Source organism: Nonomuraea sp. H19, assembly GCF_052068215.1.
Classification (GTDB): Bacteria; Actinomycetota; Actinomycetes; order Streptosporangiales; family Streptosporangiaceae; genus Nonomuraea.
Genome location: NZ_JBQHCV010000025.1, coordinates 136,749 through 156,620, shown reverse-complemented (window position 1 = coordinate 156,620; position 19,872 = coordinate 136,749). Strand labels below are relative to the sequence as shown.

22 protein-coding genes are annotated in these 19,872 nt (G+C 70.0%); 13 read left to right on the top strand and 9 right to left on the bottom strand.

The features are described from left to right. Positions 1–112 precede the first annotated feature (112 nt). A complete protein-coding gene (locus ACTMTI_RS42350) occupies positions 113–949 on the top strand; it encodes a hypothetical protein (RefSeq protein ID WP_441126445.1) in 837 nt (278 codons plus the stop codon). Between the two features lie 163 nt (positions 950–1,112). Here ACTMTI_RS42350 and msrB read toward each other — a convergent pair whose 3' ends face one another. Next, a complete protein-coding gene (gene msrB / locus ACTMTI_RS42345; RefSeq protein ID WP_441126444.1) occupies positions 1,113–1,514 on the bottom strand; it encodes a peptide-methionine (R)-S-oxide reductase MsrB in 402 nt (133 codons plus the stop codon). 590 nt (positions 1,515–2,104) lie between these two features. Here msrB and ligD point away from each other — a divergent pair. After that, a complete protein-coding gene (gene ligD, locus ACTMTI_RS42340; protein ID WP_441126443.1) occupies positions 2,105–3,106 on the top strand; it encodes a non-homologous end-joining DNA ligase in 1,002 nt (333 codons plus the stop codon). A 52-nt stretch (positions 3,107–3,158) separates the two neighbouring features. Here the strand turns inward: ligD and ACTMTI_RS42335 are convergent, their stop codons facing one another. Further along, positions 3,159–3,974, bottom strand: a complete 816-nt coding sequence (locus ACTMTI_RS42335; RefSeq protein ID WP_441126442.1) for an MBL fold metallo-hydrolase — start codon at positions 3,972–3,974, stop codon at positions 3,159–3,161. A gap of 365 nt (positions 3,975–4,339) precedes the next feature. Here ACTMTI_RS42335 and ACTMTI_RS42330 point away from each other — a divergent pair, with 365 nt between their 5' ends. From ACTMTI_RS42330 to ACTMTI_RS42305, 6 genes are all read left to right on the top strand, one after another. Further along, positions 4,340–4,819, top strand: coding sequence for a hypothetical protein (locus ACTMTI_RS42330; RefSeq protein WP_441126441.1), 480 nt, complete (start codon positions 4,340–4,342; stop codon positions 4,817–4,819). A 1-nt stretch (position 4,820) separates the two neighbouring features. Next, positions 4,821–5,492 carry a class F sortase gene (locus ACTMTI_RS42325; protein WP_441126440.1) on the top strand — a complete coding sequence of 224 codons (672 nt, stop codon included), beginning with the start codon at positions 4,821–4,823 and terminating at the stop codon, positions 5,490–5,492. Between the two features lie 328 nt (positions 5,493–5,820). Further along, entirely contained in the window at positions 5,821–6,189 is a 369-nt protein-coding gene (locus ACTMTI_RS42320; RefSeq protein ID WP_441126439.1) for an RNHCP domain-containing protein, read from the top strand. Position 6,190: 1 nt separating this feature from the next. Beyond that, on the top strand, positions 6,191–6,592 hold the full coding sequence (locus tag ACTMTI_RS42315; RefSeq protein ID WP_441126438.1) for an RNHCP domain-containing protein: 402 nt from the start codon (positions 6,191–6,193) through the stop codon (positions 6,590–6,592). Positions 6,593–6,897: 305 nt separating this feature from the next. Further along, positions 6,898–7,797 (top strand): transglutaminase-like domain-containing protein, encoded by a 900-nt coding sequence (locus tag ACTMTI_RS42310; protein ID WP_441126437.1) that lies wholly within the window; start codon positions 6,898–6,900, stop codon positions 7,795–7,797. Positions 7,798–7,930: 133 nt separating this feature from the next. After that, entirely contained in the window at positions 7,931–8,800 is an 870-nt protein-coding gene (locus ACTMTI_RS42305) for an alpha/beta fold hydrolase (RefSeq protein ID WP_441126436.1), read from the top strand. A 385-nt stretch (positions 8,801–9,185) separates the two neighbouring features. Here ACTMTI_RS42305 and ACTMTI_RS42300 read toward each other — a convergent pair whose 3' ends face one another. From ACTMTI_RS42300 to ACTMTI_RS42290, 3 genes are all read right to left on the bottom strand, one after another. Further along, the gene (locus ACTMTI_RS42300) at positions 9,186–9,695 is read right to left on the bottom strand and encodes a hypothetical protein (RefSeq protein ID WP_441126435.1); all 510 of its coding nucleotides are present in this window, start codon (positions 9,693–9,695) and stop codon (positions 9,186–9,188) included. Positions 9,696–9,778: 83 nt separating this feature from the next. Then, entirely contained in the window at positions 9,779–10,654 is an 876-nt protein-coding gene (locus tag ACTMTI_RS42295; protein WP_441126434.1) for a tetratricopeptide repeat protein, read from the bottom strand. Between the two features lie 19 nt (positions 10,655–10,673). After that, positions 10,674–12,107, bottom strand: a complete 1,434-nt coding sequence (locus tag ACTMTI_RS42290; protein WP_441126433.1) for an aldehyde dehydrogenase family protein — start codon at positions 12,105–12,107, stop codon at positions 10,674–10,676. A gap of 61 nt (positions 12,108–12,168) precedes the next feature. On the opposite strand from ACTMTI_RS42290, the gene ACTMTI_RS42285 reads away from it, so the two are divergent. After that, positions 12,169–12,753, top strand: coding sequence for an N-acetyltransferase family protein (locus ACTMTI_RS42285; protein ID WP_441126432.1), 585 nt, complete (start codon positions 12,169–12,171; stop codon positions 12,751–12,753). Positions 12,754–12,817: 64 nt separating this feature from the next. Beyond that, the gene (locus ACTMTI_RS42280; protein ID WP_441126431.1) at positions 12,818–13,891 is read left to right on the top strand and encodes a class I SAM-dependent methyltransferase; all 1,074 of its coding nucleotides are present in this window, start codon (positions 12,818–12,820) and stop codon (positions 13,889–13,891) included. Between the two features lie 15 nt (positions 13,892–13,906). On the opposite strand, the gene ACTMTI_RS42275 is transcribed toward ACTMTI_RS42280, so the two are convergent. Further along, the gene (locus ACTMTI_RS42275) at positions 13,907–14,839 is read right to left on the bottom strand and encodes a hypothetical protein (RefSeq protein WP_441126430.1); all 933 of its coding nucleotides are present in this window, start codon (positions 14,837–14,839) and stop codon (positions 13,907–13,909) included. Between the two features lie 119 nt (positions 14,840–14,958). Here ACTMTI_RS42275 and pgeF point away from each other — a divergent pair, with 119 nt between their 5' ends. Next, positions 14,959–15,666: a peptidoglycan editing factor PgeF gene (gene pgeF, locus ACTMTI_RS42270; RefSeq protein ID WP_441126429.1), complete on the top strand. Its 708-nt coding sequence runs from the start codon at positions 14,959–14,961 to the stop codon at positions 15,664–15,666. On the opposite strand, the gene ACTMTI_RS42265 is transcribed toward pgeF, so the two are convergent. Genes ACTMTI_RS42265 through ACTMTI_RS42255 form a run of 3 tightly spaced genes read right to left on the bottom strand, consistent with a single transcriptional unit; the run spans position 15,663 to position 17,892 of the window. Next, positions 15,663–16,004: a hypothetical protein gene (locus ACTMTI_RS42265; protein WP_441126428.1), complete on the bottom strand. Its 342-nt coding sequence runs from the start codon at positions 16,002–16,004 to the stop codon at positions 15,663–15,665. The genes pgeF and ACTMTI_RS42265 overlap by 4 nt on opposite strands. A 26-nt stretch (positions 16,005–16,030) precedes the next feature. Continuing rightward, positions 16,031–17,173: an ATP-dependent DNA ligase gene (locus ACTMTI_RS42260; protein ID WP_441126427.1), complete on the bottom strand. Its 1,143-nt coding sequence runs from the start codon at positions 17,171–17,173 to the stop codon at positions 16,031–16,033. Next, positions 17,170–17,892 (bottom strand): pyrimidine reductase family protein, encoded by a 723-nt coding sequence (locus ACTMTI_RS42255; RefSeq protein WP_441126426.1) that lies wholly within the window; start codon positions 17,890–17,892, stop codon positions 17,170–17,172. Before ACTMTI_RS42255 ends, ACTMTI_RS42260 begins: the two co-directional genes overlap by 4 nt. Before the next feature lie 137 nt (positions 17,893–18,029). Here ACTMTI_RS42255 and ACTMTI_RS42250 point away from each other — a divergent pair, with 137 nt between their 5' ends. Next, on the top strand, positions 18,030–19,151 hold the full coding sequence (locus ACTMTI_RS42250; RefSeq protein ID WP_441126425.1) for a suppressor of fused domain protein: 1,122 nt from the start codon (positions 18,030–18,032) through the stop codon (positions 19,149–19,151). Between the two features lie 321 nt (positions 19,152–19,472). Continuing rightward, positions 19,473–19,868: a hypothetical protein gene (locus tag ACTMTI_RS42245; protein ID WP_441126424.1), complete on the top strand. Its 396-nt coding sequence runs from the start codon at positions 19,473–19,475 to the stop codon at positions 19,866–19,868. The last annotated feature ends 4 nt before the right edge of the window (positions 19,869–19,872 follow it).

The window sequence follows — 19,872 nt, the reverse complement described above, 5'->3', positions numbered from 1 at the left end:
CACGTTCCAAGGCGGCAGGGAGGGCGGGGTGATGGACGAGTCGGGAAGACGGGGACGTCGACGGCGGACGGCCGGTCGCCATGTGCCGGGCCGGCACGGGTCCGGTCGGGAGGTGTCCGGTCGGGAGGTGTCCGGTCCGGAGGTGTCCGGCGGGCGTGTGGCGGGGCGGTCGCGGCGCGGGCGGAGGCGGCGGCGTACGGGACGGCGCCTGTGGGCCGGCCGGTGGGTGGTGGGTGTGCTGGCGCTGGCCGGTGGGGCCGCCGGGCTGCTGGGTGCGAACGGGACGTTCGGCGGGGCGCCGACGGCCTCGGAGTCCGTGCACGGGCCGGGCGCGGCGGGGTCGCCGGCGCGCGCCGAGCCGGACGGCCGCGCCTCGGCGCTTCCCGGGAGAGCTGAGGCCGGCTCGGAGGCCGGTGCCGGAGCGAGCGCGGAGGCCAGTCCGGGCGCGAGCGCGGAGGTCCGGGCGCGCGAGGCCCCCAAGGACGTGCCCGAGGAGGACATGCCCAAGGAGACCACGACCCCTGCCCCGGCCGAATCGGACCTGGTGGACGGGAGCGCCCCGCCGGAGGAGGCGGTGTTAGCCGTGCCGGGGATGGACGACACCGACGGTTACAAGGGTGACGGGCCGTCCTCGCACACCGACCAACGGGCGGCGGAGTATTTCCGTACGCACTGGGGCCAGGACGACAAAGCGCTCAAACGCCTCAAAGACATTCGCACAGTCGGCGGCTATCTGCGCATTTATACGGATTTGCCGGAAACGGCGCACAATTCCGCCGAGGCCATCGCGCTGTGCAAGCGCGGCCTCGAATACCTCAGAGCCGCCGGAGTGGCCCGTCCGGTGGTATTCGTGCAGGCCAGGTTCGGGGAGAACGGGAACCCGGTGCTCGCCAACATCCTCGGCCCCTCCGACAGGAGCTGCCGCGTCACTCATCCAGCGCCGGACTGACGGGCTAGCGCACCCGTACGCGCGTCTTCGCGCACACCTCGCACCGCTGCGTCACGACGCGACCGATGGTCTCGATCGTCACCCACCGGTGCCGGAGATGGACGAGTGCCACGCGGGTGCTCTTACCCCGAGTAAGCGATCGGTACGCGCTGTCGTTACCCGATCACGCCTTGGGTTCGAGCCGCAGGGAGATCGAGTTGATGCAGTAGCGATCGTCGGTGGGGGTCGGGTAGCCCTCGCCGTGGAACACGTGCCCCAGATGCGAGTCGCATCGGGCGCAACGCACCTCCGTACGCGCCATTCCGTGACTTCGATCCTCGATCAGCGTCACCGCGTCGGAGTCGGCCGGTGCGAAGAAGCTCGGCCACCCGCAGTGCGACTCGAACTTGGTGTCCGACCGGAACAGCTCGGCCCCGCAGGCGCGGCAGGAGTAGACGCCCTCGGTCTTGGTCTCGACGTACTCTCCCGTGAACGGGCGCTCGGTCCCCGCTTCCCTGAGGACGTGGAACTCCTCGGGAGCAAGCTGGGCCCGCCACTCGGCCTCGCTCTTTTGCACCTTGTTCATGCGTCTAGAGTACGAGATCCAGCAAAAAGAGATCTCCACAGGGTGAAGCATCCTTTCTGGGGCGAATTCGCGTCTTTGTAGGCATGGGGGTGTCATCGCCTCCTGCCAAGGGGTGAGATCGTCCGCAGATCCCGCCGAGCGGCACAGCCCACGCCCGTGCTGGCGCCGCGGGGGATCGTGACGGCCGGCCGGGTGGCGCGCCAGCGCCCGGAACGGCGGCGGACGATCGCCGGCCCGCCCCGTCGAGCCCTCGGTCCCGCCACCGAGGCGGCTCCGGGGCGGGCCCGCCTCTGTGTTCATTGGCCTCCACTCCGTGGAGGCGGGCTCGGTCGCCAGACGCCGTCGCCTTCCCCCGCTCTGGTCGCTCTGCTCCCGCCGCTCCTCCAGGCGCCGGCACTCCCACTGTGTTCATGGCCTCCACTCCGTGGAGGCGGGCTCGGTCGCCAGACGCCGTCGCCTTCCCCCGCTCTGGTCGCTCTGCTCCCGCCGCTCCTCCAGGCGCCGGCACTCCCTCGCCGGTTCATGGCCTCACGCCGTGAGGCGGGCGTGGTCGCCCGACGCCGTCGTGCGGAAGGGGTAGGTTCGATGCCATGGCATCGCCGTTCATAGAGCTCGAGGTGGGGAAGCGGACCGTCAAGGTCACCAACCCCGACAAGGTGTACTTCCCGGAGATCGGCGCCACCAAGCGCGAGCTGGTCGAATACTACGTGAGCGTCGGCGAGGGCGCGCTCCGGGCGCTCAAGGACCGGCCGACCAACATCAAGCGCCACCCCGACGGCGTGCAGACCGAGGCGATCTACCAGAAGCGGATGCCGCCCCGGCACCCCGACTGGCTCGAGTCGGTCACCGTCACCTTCCCCAGCGGCCGTACGGCGCAGTCCCTCCGCGTCACCGAGGTCGCGGCCATCGCCTACTGCGCCAACCTCGGCACCATCGACTTCCACCCCTGGCAGGTGCGGGCCGCCGACGTCGAGCACCCCGACGAGCTGCGCATCGACCTGGACCCGCAGCCCGGCCTCGAGTTTGGGGCCGCGCGCAGGGCCGCGTTCCTCACCAGGGAGGTGCTGGGCGAGCTGGGGATGACCGGGTTCGTGAAGACGTCCGGCAACCGCGGCGTGCACATCGCCGTGCGGATCGAGCCGCGCTGGGACTTCATCCAGGTACGCCACGCGGGCATCGCTCTGGCCAGGGCCGTCGAGGAGCGCGAGCCGAGCCTGGTGACGACGGCCTGGTGGAAGGAGGAGCGCGGGGAGCGGGTTTTCATCGACTTCAACCAGAACGCCCGGGACCGCACGGTGGCCAGCGCCTACTCGGTCAGGGCCCAGCCGCACGCGCCCGTCTCGACGCCGCTGACCTGGGACGAGCTGGAGGACGCCGACCCGCGCGACTTCGACATCCGCACCGTTCCGGCGCGCTTCGCCCAGGTGGGTGACGTGCACGCGGCCATCGATGATCGGGCCTATTCGATCGAGGCCCTGCTGGAGTGGTACGCCAAGGACGAGCGGGGCGACATGCCGTACCCGCCGAACTATCCGAAGATGCCGGGGGAGCCGATGCGGGTCCAGCCGAGCCGGGCCAGGAGCACCGACTAGCGGGCCCGGCCTGCCGCTCGACGTCCGCCAGGGGCCGATGCGCGGCCGGTGATCAGTGGTGGCGGACGAGGTGGTGCGGGGCGAGCTCCCGGGTCTCACCCCGCTCCAGATAGACGACCCGGTCCGCCAGCCCCGCCTGCGCGATATGGTGCCGGAAGTCGTTCAGGGACGAGCTGAACACGGTGTAGTCGTCGTAGTGCACCGGGACAACCGTACGCGGATGGATCAGGTCCACCCATGAGGCGCCCTGCTCGCCGTCCATGGTGACCAGCAAGGACCCGAGCAGCTTGGTGCCGCCCAGGTGGACGAGGGCCAGGTCGATTTCCGGGAAGCGGCGCGGGATCGCGTCCAGGCGGCGGTCGAGCAGGGTGTCGCCGCTGATGTGCAGGCGCAGCTCCACCCTCTCGTACGGGTTGCAGAACTCCAGCATCGTGCCGATCACGGGCGGCAGCAGCGCCTCGACCAGGCCCGGCGCGTGTTTGGCGGGCAGCGCGGTGATCATGATGCTGCCGCCGCGGCCGCGCAGCTCGTACTGCTCCCACTCCTCCAGGCCCACGCTCCTGCGGAAACCGCGGCGGCGCAGCTTTCTGGCCGCCATGGTGGTGGTGATGATCGGCGTGTCCCTGTCCAGGCCCCTGCGGGCGACCCGGTCCCAGTGGTCGCCATGCATGTGGGACAGCACCACCGCGTCCAGCGCCGGCAGGTCCTCGATCGCCACGGCCGGGTCGGCGAGGCGGCGTGAGCTCATGCCGTATCCCAGGTACGCGCGCTGGCCCCGGTGCAGGAAGTTGGGATCCGTCAGCAGGGTGAAGCCGTTGTACCGGATCAGGGCCGTGGCGTTGCCGATGAACTGCAGGCTCCCTCTCACGTGACTCACCCCGGGTGCGGTGGCCGCTGGCCCGGAGGCACGCCGCCGCCCTTGCCGCCGCCTCTGGCACCCTTGTCGGTCCCGTGCGGGTGAGCGGAACGTGTTGTCTTGCTTTTCGCCTCGCGTACGTCGTCGGCCGACTTCGAATCGGTGAGAGCTTTACCCGATCTGCGAAGTTCAGGCTGTTGTGGATTACTCATGGCTTTTGTCCCCCTCAAACCCCTACACCTGCCACAATTGCCCGCGATCAAACCCTCCGTATTCGACTGTTTCACTTCGGTCACATTACTTGACGCTCGGTCCAATAATTCGCAAGGCTCATCTGGTGCATCGGGGGCGACAACCGACTGAATCGGGAGCCTTCCATGGCAAGAGCGCGACATCTCGCGGCCGCGGTGACGGCCTTCATGATCGGAGGTGCGATCCTGGCGGCGGGCATCGGCACCGCCTCCGCCCACTCCGGCCCTGACCTGCCCAAGCTGCCGGGAGTGCCAGAGGACCTGCCCAAGCTGCCGGGACTGCCGGAGGAGCTGCCCACCTGCCTCGTCCCGCTGCCCCTCCTGTGCGGCGAACCGCCTCAGGAATCCCCGCCGGACAGTCCCGCGCCCGAGGAGTCCTGGACGCCGCCGAAGGACTCCGTGCCTCCGTACCCAGAGGCTTCCGGGGATCCGTGGCGGCCGGCGGCCGAGCACGAGCACAAGGTGCCGAGGGGGCATCCGGAGACCGGCGGGGGCGGGCTGACGACGGAGGGCGCGGCGTGGCCGTACGCGCTCGGCGGGGTCGCGGTGCTGACCGGCGCCGGGCTGGCCGGGCTCGCGGTGCGGCGCCGCAGGGATGTCGCCTAGGGTGGCCCGCGCGCCGGGACAACGGCTGCTGCTGACCCTGGCCGGCGTCGTGACGCTGGCCGGGGCGCTGCTGATCGGGCTCGGGGTGAGCGGCATCGTCGGCGGCGGCGAGCAGGCGCCGGTGGCGGCCGCGGGAACGGAGCCGGGCGACGGCACCGCCCCGGTCCCCGGCGTGCCGCGCGCCGGGGTGGCCGAGCCCATGAAGGCCGTGCGGCCCACCGCCGTCTACATCCCGTCCATCGGCGTGTCCGCCCCCCTCATGGAGCTGGGCCTGGACGCCGCGGGCGCCATCCAGAACCCGCCGCTCGACTCCCCGAACCTCGCCGGCTGGTACCGCTACGGCCCCGTCCCCGGCCAGCGCGGCGCCGCCGTGATCACCGGGCATCTCGACACGAGGAGCGGCCCCGCCGTCTTCGCCCGCCTCAAGGACGTCAAGCGCGGCGACCAGGTGCAGGTGCTGCGCGCCGACCGCTCGGTCGCCGTGTTCGTCGTCGACGAGGTCGAGCACACGCCCAAGCGCGGCTTCCCCGCCAAGAAGGTCTACGGCAAGCTCGGTTATCCGGGGCTCAGGCTGGTGACCTGCGGCGGGGCGTTCGATCGGAAGTCGCGCAGCTACCAGGAGAACGCCATCGTGTACGCGCACCTCGCGGCCCCGTACTATCCCAAGAGCTGATCACGAGTCCCCCACGGCAGGCCGAGCGCGCGGCCGGCGAGAAGTCTGGGAAAGGCCGCCGGAAAACCATTCGCCGTACGCCGGTTCGCGCCGCTACCCTCGCACATGTCCGAAACGGTGGAGCATTCTGAGCAGCCCGTGCTGCTCCGGAGGGGAGTGCGTCAATGTCTGGCACCGCGCTGAGAGCGCCTTTTCGTGCCGCGGGCGAATCCTGCCTCTGACTCCTCCCATGTGACCATGAACGGTCACGCCGGACCGTCTGCCCGCGTGGCACGCCAGGCGCTCCCTTGCTGTCTTCATTGACCCATTTCGGCAAGGAGTACCCAGGTTGTCCACCAACGGCAATCCTCGTTCCATCGTCAACACCGAAACCTTCCCGTGCGTGCGCTGCGGCCTGACCGTCACGGCGATCGCCCCGGACGGCACCCGCCGCAACCACTGTCCGAGCTGCCTGCACTCGCAGCATGTGCTCGACCGCGTGGAAGGCGGCCCGTCGGAGTGTCGATCGCGGATGATCCCGATCTCGATCGCGGTCCTCCGCACCGGCGACTGGATGATCATCCATCGCTGCACCCGATGCGGTGAGCTGACGTCCAACCCCATCTGCGGGGACGACAACCAGCTCATCCTCATGCGCATGGCCGTACGCCCGCTCGCGCAGCCGCCGTTCCCGCTCGAGGCGTTCGGCGACCTGTGACATGCCCAGAAGGAACCCCGGCCGGGAAAGGCCGCAACGGCGCAAGAACGCACACCATACGGCATCCGGCGACGCGTTCCGCTGCGTCGGGTGCCGGCTCGACGTGCCGATGTCCGCACCGGGCACCGCGCACCGCAACCACTGCCCGCACTGCCTGACCAGCCTGCATGTCGACCACCGGATCCCGGGGGACCGGCGGGCGGGCTGCCGGGGCCGGATGGCGGCGCTGAGCGTCACCGTCCGGCCGGACGGGGAGTGGCTGATCATCCACCACTGCCAGTCGTGCGGCGGGCTCAGCGCCAACCGCATCGCGGGCGACGACAACGCGCTGGCGCTGCTCCGCATCGCCATCCGCCCGCTGTCCGACCGCCGCCTGCCCGTCAACGCCCTGCTCGCTCTCTAGCCCGGCTCCTCGCCGGCGGCCGTCCTGCGCGGCCCTGGCGAGGAGCCGGAGATCCACATGCCGTACGGCGGGGGATGGGGTGGCTGGATCGCCGGCATCTACTCGATCACCAATCCGGACAAGCTCACCGGGATCCGGTGGATCGCGGTATTCGGATCAGATGCTCGCCGGCCCGATCGCTCGCCGGGGCTGACTTTTGTGGCCCGGAGGTGGGCGCCTGGACAATTTTGGGGAGATTTTGACACGGTAAGGGATCACCGGCCCAGCAATCGAGCACGTGGCCGATCCCCTTTGGAGTTCCCGTCATGTCATTTGCTTGCCTCGCACCGGATGCGGCCGCCTTCTATGTCGCGCAGAGTGCTTTCTCCGACCCCAATGACCTCGCCCCGCTTTATACCGACCTGCCGGATGATCCGTCGCAACTCGCCCGTACGGCCCGTAATCTCATGGTCAACCGTGGGGAAGGCGCGGAGTTCCGCTTTGCCTTCCCGCAGAACCGCCTGCACAACGATGCCGAGACGCGCTACATCGACGACATCCTGCGGATCATCATCCAGCGGAGCGATGCCCCGCTGACGCGGCGGCGCGAGGTCGGTGACCGCTTTGTCGGCGTCTGCCGCGACTTCGCCCTGCTGCTGTGCTCGTTCCTGCGCCACGCGGGCATACCCGCGCGCCTACGGTCCGGCTTCGCCGCGTACGGCGGTCCGGACGGGTTCTACGCCGACCACATGGTGACCGAGTATTGGGACGACCAGCGGGGCTGGCTGCTGGCCGACCCGACGGTCATCGACATGTCCAGTGTGGACTTCGACCCGATGGACGTGCCGCGCGACCGCTTTCTGGTCGCGGGCAAGGCGTGGCAGGCCATCCGAGCGGGCGAGGCGGATCCCAAGACCTTCGGACTCCACCTCCCGGAGGAGGGCCCGATGTTCGGGGAGTGGTACGTGGCGCACGACATCCGGATCGACCTGGCGGCCCTGAACAAGGTGGAGACGCTGCTGTGGGACGTCTGGGGAGCGGGTGGCGACAGGGACATGACGGACGCGGTCTGCGAGCTGTACGACCAGGCCTCACTGGTGGCAGGCGACGACGTTCCCTTCGACGCGGCGCGGAAGATGTTCGCCGAGAACGAGGGGCTGCGGACGCCGAAGACGGTGCTGTCGTTGGCGCCGTTCAACGGGCCGAGCGAGGTCGCACTCCGGTGACAGCCGAGCCCGCGAAGGTCATGAAGGCGAGTTGCCGTCTGCGGTGGTTCGCCTTCCAGGCCGGCTTCAGGTAGGGCCCAGCCCGGGCTACCGGTTCCTGACGAACTCCCTTCGGGGTGGTTAGGCTCCCCGCGTGACGACAGTGAAAGACTTCGATCTGGAATTGGCCGGCGGTCGCACGCTGCACGTCTATGACACGGATACGGACGATGCCGCCGACCGTCTGGCGGTCATCTGGCACCACGGCACGCCCAACATCGGCATGCCCCCGGAGCCTCTGTTCCCGATCTCCGATCGGCTGGGCATCCGCTGGGTGTCGTACGACCGCCCCGGCTACGGTGGTTCGACCCCTGTCCCCGGCCGGGACCTGGCCACGACCGCCGCCGACGTCCCGCGGATCGCCGACGCGCTGGGCATCGGCAGGTTCGCCGTCATGGGGCATTCCGGCGGCGGCTCGTACGCGCTGGCCTGCGCCGCCCTGTTCCCGGACCGGGTGCGGGCCGCCGCGAGCGTGTCGGGCATCGCCCCGTACGGCGCGGAGGGGCTCGACTGGTTCGCGGGCATGTCGCGTTCTGGCGAGACGTCCCTGCGGGCCGCCGTGGCGGGCCGCGCGGCAAAGCAACACCACGAGGCGGCGGCCGAGTACGACCCGGAGATGTTCGCCCCGGAGGATCATGCGGCGTTCCAGGGCGAGTGGGGCTGGTTCGACAGCGTCGTCAGCCCCGCCCTCGAGAACGGCCCCGGCGGGCTGATCGACGACGACCTCGCCTACGTCGCCCCCTGGGGCTGCGACCCCGCCCAGGTGATCGCGCCGGTGCTGCTCGTACACGGCGAACGGGACCGCGTCATCCCCAGCTCACACGGCGTGTGGCTGGCCCGCCACTGCCTTCGGGCGGAGCTGCGGCTGTACCCGGAGGACGGGCACATCTCGGTCCTCCATGCGGCTGCGGAAGCGTTGGAGTGGCTCCGCGCGAACGCCGTGGAGGACCAGGTGGATCGGTGAGAACCGCACGGGGATAGGCGGTCTGGGGCGTTGAAGTGGAGGCGCGGAATGCCGCAGCCCGTGGCGGCTCGCCGATCCGACCGACGTGCGGTGTCAAGAGGAGCGGGCGGCGCCTTACCGGGTGGCGAGTCCGGCCTGGATGTTCTCGGCGGCCTCCTGCGGGCTGATGTCCGCCGCTTGAGCGGCGCTCTGTAGATCCTGTGTGGTGATGTTGGCCGGATTACCGTGATCGTTCTCCGGCTCTCCGCAGCCACAGCTCAGACACATGTCAGTCTCCCCTCCTGTGAGCCCGCATCATCTACCCGGCAGACGACGATGAAACAGGAACAATCCACAGCTCAGACGTGTAGCGCTGGTGCCTCCGCCGGTGCCGTGCTGGGTCGCGTCAGGGGGCTCGCCCGGACGTCGGCCCGGCCTTGGAACGACGCCAAGGCGGCGCTCCGGTGATCACGCTGCCCGACTTGCCGGTACCGGACCAGGCATCCTCGATGCTGCCCGAGAGGCTGCGGCACATCCTGTCGGAGCTGGCCAGCCATACGACCCTGAACTGGTAGCCCTGGGTCTCCCGGAGCGCGGTGTCGGCGCAGAACGTGGGTGTCGGCGGATCCTCCGCCCGCACGCCAAAGCCTGGAAGGAAGGGCACCTGCTCGGCCAGCAGGCAGATCGCATCCTCCGCCAATGCCTCCACGTCGCCTCGCACCACGGCCACGACGCCCAGCGACCAGTCGTACTCGGGATCCTGGTAGACCGAGACCGCCAGGTGGTCGTTCTCGTACGCGCAGTCCACGGCATCCGCCACCAGGACGACCTGCTTGGCGAAGGTCGTCAGCCCCGTGCGGAACTTGCGCAACTCCTCCTTGTCGGCCATCTCCTGTTGCGGGATGGCGTCGAGCACGAGGCCTTGTATAGAGCCTGATCGCGGTGGATGGGGCGGCCCTGGAGTGGCTCCCATGCGAACGCCCCTAGAAATCTCCCGGCTCAGTCGCCGAATTCCAGGTGCAGGGCCTGGGTGAAGTCGGCGACCGCTTCCTCGTGACGTTCCAGTTCCTGGAAGATCTCGCCCCGCACCCGATAAGCCCAGATGTATTCGGGGTCCAGCTCGATCGCCCGGTCCAAATCGGTCAGCGCCGCCTCATTGTCGCCCAGCTCGCTCAGCACCGCGCCCCTGCTGCCCAGCGCGCGGTCGTTGTCCGGATCCAGGTCCAGCGCCCGGTTCAGGTCGGCCAGCGCCTCCTCGTACCGGTCCGTCATGCGCAGCGCCTCGCCCCGCCTGCTCAGCGCTCGCACATGGTCGGGGTCGACGTCCAAGGCTTTCGTGTAGTCGTCTATCGCTTCGGTGTACAGGTGCATCCGCTGGTACAGATCACCCCGCGCCACCCACGAATACGGCAGTTCCTCGTTCAAGGCGATGATCTTCGCGTGCTCTTCCAGGGCTTCGTCCAGCCGGTCCAGGTCCACCAGGGCGTCCGCCTTCGCCTCCAGGATCCACAGCGAGTCGGGGGAGAGGGTGAGGGCGTGCTCGAAGTCGGCCATGGCCTCTTCCAGGCGGCCCATCGCGGCGTAGGTCTGGCCGCGCGAGCCGAGGGCGTACGCGCTGTCGGGCTCCAGCTTCAGCGCCTCGTCGAAATCCTCCAGCGCCGCCTCGTACCGTTCGACGACGCGGTGACTCTCGCCGCGCAGCCGCCAGGCACGGGCGTTGTCCGGCGCCAGCTCGATCGACTCCGTCAGATCCGCGATCGCGTCGTCGTGCCGCGCCAGCGCGATGTACGATTCCGCACGGCTGCGCAGCACCGACGCCCGCGACTGGGCCGCTGCCTCGGACAGCTCGGCACGGTCCTTGATCCCCTCGCTCATGAGGGGTAAATCTATCCAACTAGATCTGGATAATGGCCGCCTTTTCGCGGGTGAACTCCTGCACCGAGTCGTGGCCGTACCCGCTGTCCTTGACGCCGCCGAACGGCAGCCCCGGCGGCATCTGGCGGAAGGTGTTCACCCACACCGTGCCCGTCTGCAGATCGCGCACGAAGCGGTGGGCGCGGCCCAGGTCGCGGGTCCAGACGCCGGCCGCCAGCCCGTACGGGGAGTCGTTGGCGATCTCCAGGGCCTCCTCCTCCGTCTGGAACGGCAGCGCCACCGCCACCGGCCCGAAGATCTCCTCCTGGCACACGCGCAGCGAGTTGTCGTCCGTGGTGTAGAGGGTCGGCTCGACCCAGTAGCCACCCGGCAGGCGGGGAACCACGTCGGCGCCGGTGCGGCCGCCGAAGACCAGCCTGGCGCCCTCCTTCTCGGCCAGCTCCAGGTACGACGTCACGCGCTCGAACTGCGCGGCGGACACGATCGGCCCCATCGTGGTCCGCAGGTCCTGCGGGTCGTCCAGCACCAGGCCCGCGCAGATGTCCCCGATCCGGCCGAGCATGTCGTCCCAGATCGAGCGGTGGATGAGGATGCGCGAGCCTGCCACGCACACCTGCCCGGCATTGCCGGTGTAGACGGAGTTCACGGTGACGCCCTGCGCGGCCGCGTCCAGGTCGGCGTCGGGGAAGACGATGTTGGGGGACTTGCCGCCCAGCTCGAAGATCATCGGCTTCAGCGCGTCCGCCGATGCCCTGGTGATCGCCTGGCCGGTGACGGTCGAGCCGGTGAGGGTGATCTTGCTGACGTCGCGGTGCCGTACGAGGGCGTCGCCGACCGCCTCTCCCATGCCGCTGACGATGTTGAGCACCCCGGGCGGGAACACCTCGGCCAGCAATTCGCCGAGCCGCAGCACCGACGCGCTCGCCTGCTCGGCCGGCTTGACGATGACCGTGTTGCCGGCCGCCAGCGCGTACGCGGCCTTCGCGGAGAACGTCGAGATCGGCGAGTTCCAGGGGATGATGCACACCACCACGCCGTACGGCTCCCGCCGCGTCAGCCCCATCGCGTCGGGTCCCAGGAGGACGGTGTCACCTTTCACCGCCTCCAGGCACTGGCCGGCGGCCAGCTGCCACAGGAACGCCATCCCCGGCAGGTCCCTCTTCAGCGTGTCCCGCAGGATCCTGCCGTTGTCGCGGGTCTCCAGCCTGGCCAGCTCCTCGGCGTGCCGGCCGAAGACCTCCGAAACCTTGCGCAGATAGTGCGCTCTGGTCAGGGCGGGCAGCGCCGACCAGGCGGGGAACGCCCGGCGGGCCGCCGCCACCGCCGCCTCGGCCTCGGCGGGACCGCCGGCCGGGACCTGCGTCCACACCTCGCCCGTGGCCGGGTCGACCGAGTCCATCGTCCGGGCGGCGGCGACCAGCTCACCGCCGATGAGATTGCGATAGTCAGGCATGCGACCAAGCATATGCTTGCTTGATACCACGAGCCAGACCCGTGCGGCATGATGGCGGGTCGTGAACATCGACCTGATCTGGCCGGATACCGCCGACGAAACCCTGCTGTCCGCCGTGCACCGCGTCCTCCACGGCGTCGTGGAGCTGGGCGGAGCCGTCGGCTGGGTCGACCCGCCCGGGCGCGAGGAGACCGGCGCCTGGCTGGAGGAGACGCTCAAAGCGGTCCGCGACGGCGACGCCCACCTGGTCCTCGTCCTTGTCGACGGCACCGTGCAGGGCATGGGCCTGTGGCGGCGCGACCCGGCGCCGGTCTTCACCCACTCGGCCGAGCTCGGCAAGATCATGGCCCACCCGGACGCCAGAGGGCTCGGCCTCGGCCGGCGCGTCGTCACCGCGCTCATCGACGACGCCCGCGACGCCGGAATCGAGACGCTGACGCTCCGCGTGCGCGGCAACAACCACGGCGCGATCGAGCTGTACGAATCGTTCGGCTTCCGCGAATGGGGCCGCCTGCCGAACGTGATCGAGGTCGGCCCGCTGCGCTTCGACGACGTGAACATGTTCCTGGAACTCGGCAGGGCGCCCGGCGTCGTCCTGCACGGCTCGGCGCCGGGCGGTCCCGGCTGGTCGCCAAAGATCTTGTAAAGCGCGAAAAGGGAGCGAATAGTCACACAGAGCGAAGGGCAAGACGCTTCGCAGGGTGGTGGCTATGACTTTTCGACGACTATTGGGCCGGCTCGCGTACGGCTCCCGTTACGACCGCGTTCCCTGGGGCCAGCGGGTTTACGTACGCTCCGGCGAGCGGCTGATCCGCGAGGCGCAGTGGCGGCTGCTGACCAGGCGCGCGCCGGTCATGTCGCTGAAGGACTACCAGGGGCTCAGGCCGCTCGGCGAGATCGAGGAGTTCCTCGCCTGCATGATGTGCGGCGAGTCCCGCCAGCAGCCGCTGTTCGAGCCGAACGGCAACGGATGGCGCTACTACGTGGTCCGCTGCCCGTCCTGTGGCTTCCTCTACCGCAACCCGAACATCCGGCCGGAACGCCTCGGCGACCTGTACGCCACCGGCTACAGCAGCTTCCTGACCGGCAAGTACGCCGCCAACCGGCAACGCCGCTACGCGCTGACCATGAAGGCGTTCTCGCCGGTGTTCGACGAGGGCAAGAAGCGGCGGCTGCTCGACTTCGGCTCCGGCGTCGGGCTGTTCCTGGAACTGGCCGAGCAGCGCGGGTTCGACGCGTTCGGGGTCGACCTCTCGCCGGAGTCCGTCACCGCAGCCAACGAGCGGCTGAGTACGGCGAAGACCTACTTCGGGGCGCCCGAGGACGTGCCGGAGATCGCCTCCGGCGGTTTCGACGTGATCACGCTCTGGTCCGTGCTCGCGCACCTGCCGAGGCCGCTGGAGGACTTCAGGAAGTTCCGCGGCCTGCTGGCGCCCGGCGGGGTGCTGCTCATCCTGACCGTCAACGCCCGCTCGCTGCTGCTCAAGGCTTACGGGCCGACCTGGAGCGGCTTCACCAAGAACCATCTGATGTTCTACTCCTCGGAGACCGTGCGCACGCTGCTCGGCCGTACGGGCTTCGCCGGCGTCGCCTTCGCCCCCCACTACGGCGACACCGTCGAGGCCGGCACCACCCTCCTGCCGCCCGACCTGGCCGCGCGGCTGCGCCGCAACGTGGACCTCAGCGACGGCGGCAACATGATGCGCGTCCTGGCCTTCGCCGACGAGGAGGCGATCGGCCGCTGGGGCGGCGGCCCGCTGAGGGTCCACCGCCTCCATGCGTAGACCTCGTCCGTACGCCTAGACCTCGGGGACTCCGAGGTCGGACGGGCGCGCGTGCGCGGGCAGCTTGGCCAGCTCGGGGTCGAGCTGCTCGATCAGCCGCTGCACCAGCGCGGCCCGCCGGACCCGCTCGCGTCCCAGCTCGCGCGGCACCACGCCGAGATGCGAGCCCGACGGGTAGATGTTGGGCGCGTTGCGCAGCCCCATCTTCAGGTAGACGGGCGCGGTGGCGCGGACGATCTCCACCGCCTCGTAGAACCGTACGAACCCGCCCTGGTCGTCCGGCACCTCCAGATAGAGGTCGATCGGCAGCCGGGTCGCGGCCCTGATCTCGGCCAGGTGCGGCACGGTCAGGTCGGTGCCGACGTTGACCGTGGTCGCGCCCAGTCGCTCGTAGATCGCGGCGGTGGGGCCGTTCGTCAGCGGCATCAGCACGGACGTCTTCAGCACCAGGTTCGCCGGCAGCGTGCCGTCCTCCTTCAGCGCCCGCAGCACCTCCAGCGTGCCGAGATCGCCCACGAGCAGGCTGCGGATGCCCAGCGAGCAGGCCCGCAGCGCGTCGGCCACGCACGCCGCGACCATCGCGTTGCCCCGCGCGGCCGCACCGACGGCCTGCGTCAGCTTGGCCTGCCCGCCGATGTCCCAGGCGGCCCGCGGCCCGAGGAACAAATTGATCTCGATGCCCCGCTCTGCCCCGATCCGCGCCATGTCGGAGATCTCCGCGTCCGTCAGCATCATCACGCCGCTGCCCTGCGAGGTCCTGGCCACCGGCACGCCGAGCCGGTCGGCCTCCGCGACCACCGCCTCCAGCACGGCGGGGCCCTCGACGCTGGGGATCTCGAACCGGTACGGCGCCCCGTCCGCGAAACCGCTCCTGACAGGCGAGGCGGCCCGCACCACGGGGTGACCGAGGCGGGCCATGAGGGCGTGCAGGTCGTCAAGGCTGGTCATCGGGGGTGTCTCCTCGTCCTGGATCGCGGGTGCGGCGGCGCCCCCGCGGCTGTGCCCGGTTCACCTACGTGGATACCACCCCGCCGCCTCGTCCCCGTCCCGGGCCCTAAGATCGAGGCATGCAGCTGGCCCCTGGAGTGCACGTCGCCATCACGGATCGGCACGGCGGCGTCAGCGCCCCGCCCTACGCCTCGCGCAACCTCGGCGGCCTGGTCGGCGACGATCCCGAGGCCGTGCGGGCCAACCGCACGGGCCTGGCGGCCGAGCTGGGGGTGCGGGCCGTGGTGTACATGCGCCAGGTCCACGGCGCCGACGTGGCCTATGTGAGCGAGCCGTTCGGCGACGACCCGCCGCCGCTCGACGGCGTCTTCACCAGCGAGCCGGGGCTGGCGCTGGCCTCGCTAGGTGCCGACTGCCCCGCGGTGCTGGTGGCCGACCCGGTGGCGCGCATGGCCGGCGCCGCGCACTCCGGCCGTCCGGGCACCGCGGCGGGCATCGCCGCAGCCCTGGTGGAGGCCATGGCGGCCAAGGGCGCGGAGCCGGGGCGGATGGTCGCGCTGATCGGTCCCGGCGCGTGCGGCCACTGCTACGAGGTGCCCGCCGAGCTCCGCGAGCGGGTGGCCGCCCGCGTTCCCGAGACCTGGTCGACGACGTCATGGGACACGCCCGCACTCGACCTGCGGGCCGGGATCGAGGCCCAGCTCAGGGCGGCGGGGCTGGCGGCCGTACGCCATGACGCGCGCTGCACGATCGAGTCGGACGAGCTCTACTCCCACCGCCGCGAGCAGCCCGGCGGCCGGTTCGCCGGGCTCATCTGGCTGGCCTAGCCTTTCCCCCGGTTGCTGTTGAACACCACGTTCACGATGATGATCGCGATCCAGACCGGCACCAGGAAGCTCGCGCGGTCCTCTCCCATGAAGATGAAGGCCAGGGTGGCCACGGTGCCGAGGCAGAGCGAGACGATCGCCAGGGCGAGCCGCTGCCCGTCGGCCGTTCCCCCGCGGGCGGCCGCCTTCGGTGCTGCCTGGGCCAGGCGCTCGTCCACCCGCCGATCGACCTCCTGGCCCATCTTGTCGAGGAACGACTCCACAATGGCGTCCTCGAATTCGGGGCCGAGGTCGCGGCGGGCGGACACGGCAGCTTTTAACTCATCCCCTGTACTCATATGTCGAGATATAACGGGATATTCGGCTAGCGGGCAAGGATATCGTCAAGGTTGTAACTGATCGGACGCTCCAGCTGCTCATACGTGCACGACTCAGGCGTGCGATCAGGCCGCCAGCGGCGGAAGTGCGCGGTGTGCCGGAACCGGTCGCCTTCCATCTGGTCGTAGGCCACCTCGATCACCCGCTCCGGCTTGAGCGGGATGAACGACAGGTCCTTCTTGGCGTTCCACCGCGACACCGCGCCCGGCACCCGCTGCCCGCCCGTCGCGGGCCCGGCGGCCGGCTGGCCGATGGTGGCCGCCGCCTGCTCGGCCCAGTGGCCCCAGGGGTGCTCGCTCAGCTCGGCGATGAACGGCTGCAGCTCCTCCACCAGCTCGGCCCTGCGCTTCATCGGGAACGAGGCCGCCACCCCCACATGGTGCAGCCTGCCGTCGTCGCCGTAGAGGCCGAGCAGCAGCGACCCCACGATCGGGCCCGTCTTGTGCTCACGGTAGCCGCAGACCACCACGTCGGCCGTCCGCTCGTGCTTGACCTTGAACATGGTGCGCTTGTCCGGGATGTATGGCTGGTCGCCCGGCTTGACGATGATGCCGTCGAGCCCCGCCCCCTCGAACGTCTCGAACCACTCGGCCGCCTGCTCGTCGCTGGTCGTGACCGGGGTCAGCCTGATGGAGCCGGCCTTCTCCGGGAAGATGCCCTCCAGCCGCGCCCGCCGCTCCGCGAACGGCTCCTCCATCAGCGATTCGTCCCCGAGCGCGAGCAGGTCGAACGCGACGAACTGGGCCGGCGTCTGCTCCGACAGCAGCTTCACCCGCGACGCGGCCGGATGGATGCGCTGCTGCAACGCCTCGAAATCGAGTTGCGACCCTCTGGGCAGCACGATCTCCCCGTCCACCACGCACTTGTCCGGCAGCTCGGCCCTGGCCGCCTCGATGAGCTCGGGGAAGTAGCGCGTGAACGGCCGCTCGTTGCGGCTGCCCAGGTAGACCTCCTCGCCGTCGCGGAACACGATGCAGCGAAAGCCGTCCCACTTCGGCTCGTAGAACAGCGTGCCGTCCTGCTTCGGCATGGCCTTGACCGGCTTGGCCAGCATGGGCGGCACGGGCGGGCGCACCGGCAGGTTGGGCACCGGCTCCGGGACCTGGTCTTCGACGGTCGGCTCGCTCATGCGCTCGGCTCCCTCGTGTATTTGCAGAAGAGGACCCCCTCCTCTTCCAGCACCTGGCTGAGGTCCAGTGTGACCTGGCTGGGCTCGCCGTTCAGTATGCGCGCCGCGCCGCCTCCGACCAGCATGGGGCTGACCGACAGGCACAGCTCGTCGACCAGATCGAGCGCCGAGAGCTGGGCGTTGACGCGGGGGCCGCCCTCGCACAGGATCCTGGTCAGCCCGCGCGCGTGCAGCTCGGCCACCGCCACCCGCATGTCGACGGCCTCCTCGCCGGCCACGATCAGGTCGGCGTGCTTGGCCAGCTCCTTGCGCCGCTCCTGGGGCGAGGCCGCGCAGGTGATCACGATCGTCCGGCCGGCGGCGTCGGTGAACAGCTCGTGGTCGAGGTCGAAGCCCAGGCTGCGGCTGACCACGGCGATGGGCGGGACCTCCGGGCGGCCCTCGCGGATCTCGGCCCAGGACTCGCGGGGCTTGATCGGGCCGTAGCCCTCCTTGCGCACGGTCGAGGCGCCCGCCATGACCACGTCGGCCAGGCCGCGCAGGATCTGGAAGATCCGCTTGTCGCCGCTGCTCGACAGGCCGCCGGAGCGGCCTTTCAGCCAGGCGGCGCCGTCGGCGCTCGCGACCATGTTGAGCCGCAGCCACGGGCGGCCCTCGGGGTAGGCATACGCCTGCACGATGTCTGGGTTGTCCTGTATGTCGGGATAGATGCGCCGCACTCCTCTACCTTGGCACACGCCACCGACAACCTCCCCGCCCCGTCCACCGCAGCTCCGCCGGTTGAGGCTGTGATCGATAGGTGGCGAGATCATTATGATCTCGAAGGTCCCCAGGCTCCCCTTCTGAAAGGCCTCCCGTGGCTACGCATTCCGAACTCGTCCAGGTCTTCGGCGCGGACGGCGTCATCACGCTCGACCGGGACGATGTCGAGTCCCACGGTGTCCGTCCCGACGACGTCGACGTGCTGTGCTCGGTCGGGATCCCGATCAGCGCCGGCATCTTCTTCACCATGAAGGTGGATGGCCCGTGCGAGGCCCTGACGAGGTTCGACGCTGAGACACCGGACAGGCCGGCGCGGTTCCTGATCCTCGGCAAGGCGTGCACCGACGACCAGATCCGCTATGCCGTGGAGCTGGAGAGCGGCAACGTCTTCACCCTCGGCATCGAGGACGGCGTGCCCAACGGCGACATCGAGACGATCAACACGACGCTCGACGCGTTCGTGGAGTTCCTTTACCGGATCGAGCTGCGCCGGATGGAGATGGCCGGGGCCTCTGCTGAGGAGGCGCGTCCGTACACCGAGAAGCTCATCGCCGAGCTGAAGTCTCGAGACGAGCGGGCTCTCGCTCCCGACACCTTGTGGGGCGGGGTGTTCGAGGCGCTCCTCCAGGCAGATGTCCCGGAAATCCGCGAGGGCAGCCGCATGGCGATCATCGCGGCTCTGGAAGCCCGCCTGCCCGATGGGCAGCCGCTGCGCTGGGCGACCGAGACCCCGATCGGCAAGGGCGTTCAAGAGCTGAGCGCCCACCGCGCGAACGGCTGCTGGCTGCTGGTCACCCACGGCTTCAGCGACCTGGACGGCGTCCTCGACCTCGACACGGGCACCAGCGGCCTCGGCTTCGAGCTGACGATGCGAGTTCCCCGCGAGGACGACGACGAGATGCCGCCCGGCTGGGCCCTCCAGACGCTGCGCAACCTGGGTGAGTACGTCTACGGCGAGGGTTATCCCTTCGCCGACGGGCACCGGATGGGCGTCGCCGGCCGGCTCGGCCCGGAGGGCAGCCGGCTCAACGCCCTGGCCTTCGTCACCGACCCGCAGCTCGGCGCAATCGACACTCCCAATGGCCGGGTGGAGTTCATCACGGTCGTCGGGATCACCCGCGACGAAATGGCCGAGGCCAAGGCCACCAGCAATGACGCGGTCCTGGCCCGTCTCACCGGCGAGCACGGGATCCCGATGACCGACGTCATGCGCTGAGGACGCCAGCAGCCGGGCCGACCCGGCGCCGCCGCGATGACCTCCCCGCTGCCTGGCCTTCCGCGCGTGTTCAGAAGTGCAGGGCGTTTCGGGACCCCGCTGCCACCGTCCCCAGCCCGTTCGCCCTGGGCCATTTGTGGTGCCGTCGGTTACGCGGTGCGAACGTGCGTCCGGTGGGGTGCGCCGCCGGGTGGGCGCGAATGGTGGGGTGGTGCCATTCCTTAGGGCTTTTGGGATGGATAGAACTTTTGCCTATCAAAGGACATACAGGTTGCTCTCTGCTTAACGTGACGACAGGGACGGCACTGACAGGGAGGCCCCGTGGGTCTGGTCACCGCTGTGACGTGGACGATCGCCGTGCTGGCCGGGGTGTACCTGCTCTACCTCTGGCTGTCGGGCGGCGGACTGCGCCGGGCCAAGGTCACCCGGTTCCCCGTGGCGCTGATCTTCTCCCATCCGACGCTGGCGGTCTCCGCGCTGGTGTGCTGGGTGGCCGGGCTGGTCACCGGGAGCAGGGCGCTGGCGTGGCTGGCGTTCGGTGGGCTGGCGGCCGCGACGCTGCTGGGGTTCGCGATGTTCACGCGGTGGCTGGGCGCGGGCCGGCACGAGAAGGGCGGCCAGGGGTTCCCGATGCTGGCGGTGGCGCTGCACGGGGTGGCCGGGGTGACGACGTTCGCCCTGGTGCTCCTCACGGCCAGCGCCGCGCGGGTCTTCTGAGACC

Excerpts from the sequence above, each read along its gene's own strand:
- msrB (WP_441126444.1), bottom strand. The coding sequence starts at position 1,514 with ATGAACAAGGTGCAAAAGAGCGAGGCCGAGTGGCGGGCCCAGCTTGCT.
- ligD (WP_441126443.1), top strand. The coding sequence starts at position 2,105 with ATGGCATCGCCGTTCATAGAGCTCGAGGTGGGGAAGCGGACCGTCAAG.
- ACTMTI_RS42330 (WP_441126441.1), top strand. The coding sequence starts at position 4,340 with ATGGCAAGAGCGCGACATCTCGCGGCCGCGGTGACGGCCTTCATGATC.
- ACTMTI_RS42315 (WP_441126438.1), top strand. The coding sequence starts at position 6,191 with ATGCCCAGAAGGAACCCCGGCCGGGAAAGGCCGCAACGGCGCAAGAAC.
- ACTMTI_RS42310 (WP_441126437.1), top strand. The coding sequence starts at position 6,898 with ATGTCATTTGCTTGCCTCGCACCGGATGCGGCCGCCTTCTATGTCGCG.
- ACTMTI_RS42295 (WP_441126434.1), bottom strand. The coding sequence starts at position 10,654 with ATGAGCGAGGGGATCAAGGACCGTGCCGAGCTGTCCGAGGCAGCGGCC.
- ACTMTI_RS42290 (WP_441126433.1), bottom strand. The coding sequence starts at position 12,107 with ATGCCTGACTATCGCAATCTCATCGGCGGTGAGCTGGTCGCCGCCGCC.
- ACTMTI_RS42280 (WP_441126431.1), top strand. The coding sequence starts at position 12,818 with ATGACTTTTCGACGACTATTGGGCCGGCTCGCGTACGGCTCCCGTTAC.
- ACTMTI_RS42275 (WP_441126430.1), bottom strand. The coding sequence starts at position 14,839 with ATGACCAGCCTTGACGACCTGCACGCCCTCATGGCCCGCCTCGGTCAC.
- pgeF (WP_441126429.1), top strand. The coding sequence starts at position 14,959 with ATGCAGCTGGCCCCTGGAGTGCACGTCGCCATCACGGATCGGCACGGC.
- ACTMTI_RS42265 (WP_441126428.1), bottom strand. The coding sequence starts at position 16,004 with ATGAGTACAGGGGATGAGTTAAAAGCTGCCGTGTCCGCCCGCCGCGAC.
- ACTMTI_RS42260 (WP_441126427.1), bottom strand. The coding sequence starts at position 17,173 with ATGAGCGAGCCGACCGTCGAAGACCAGGTCCCGGAGCCGGTGCCCAAC.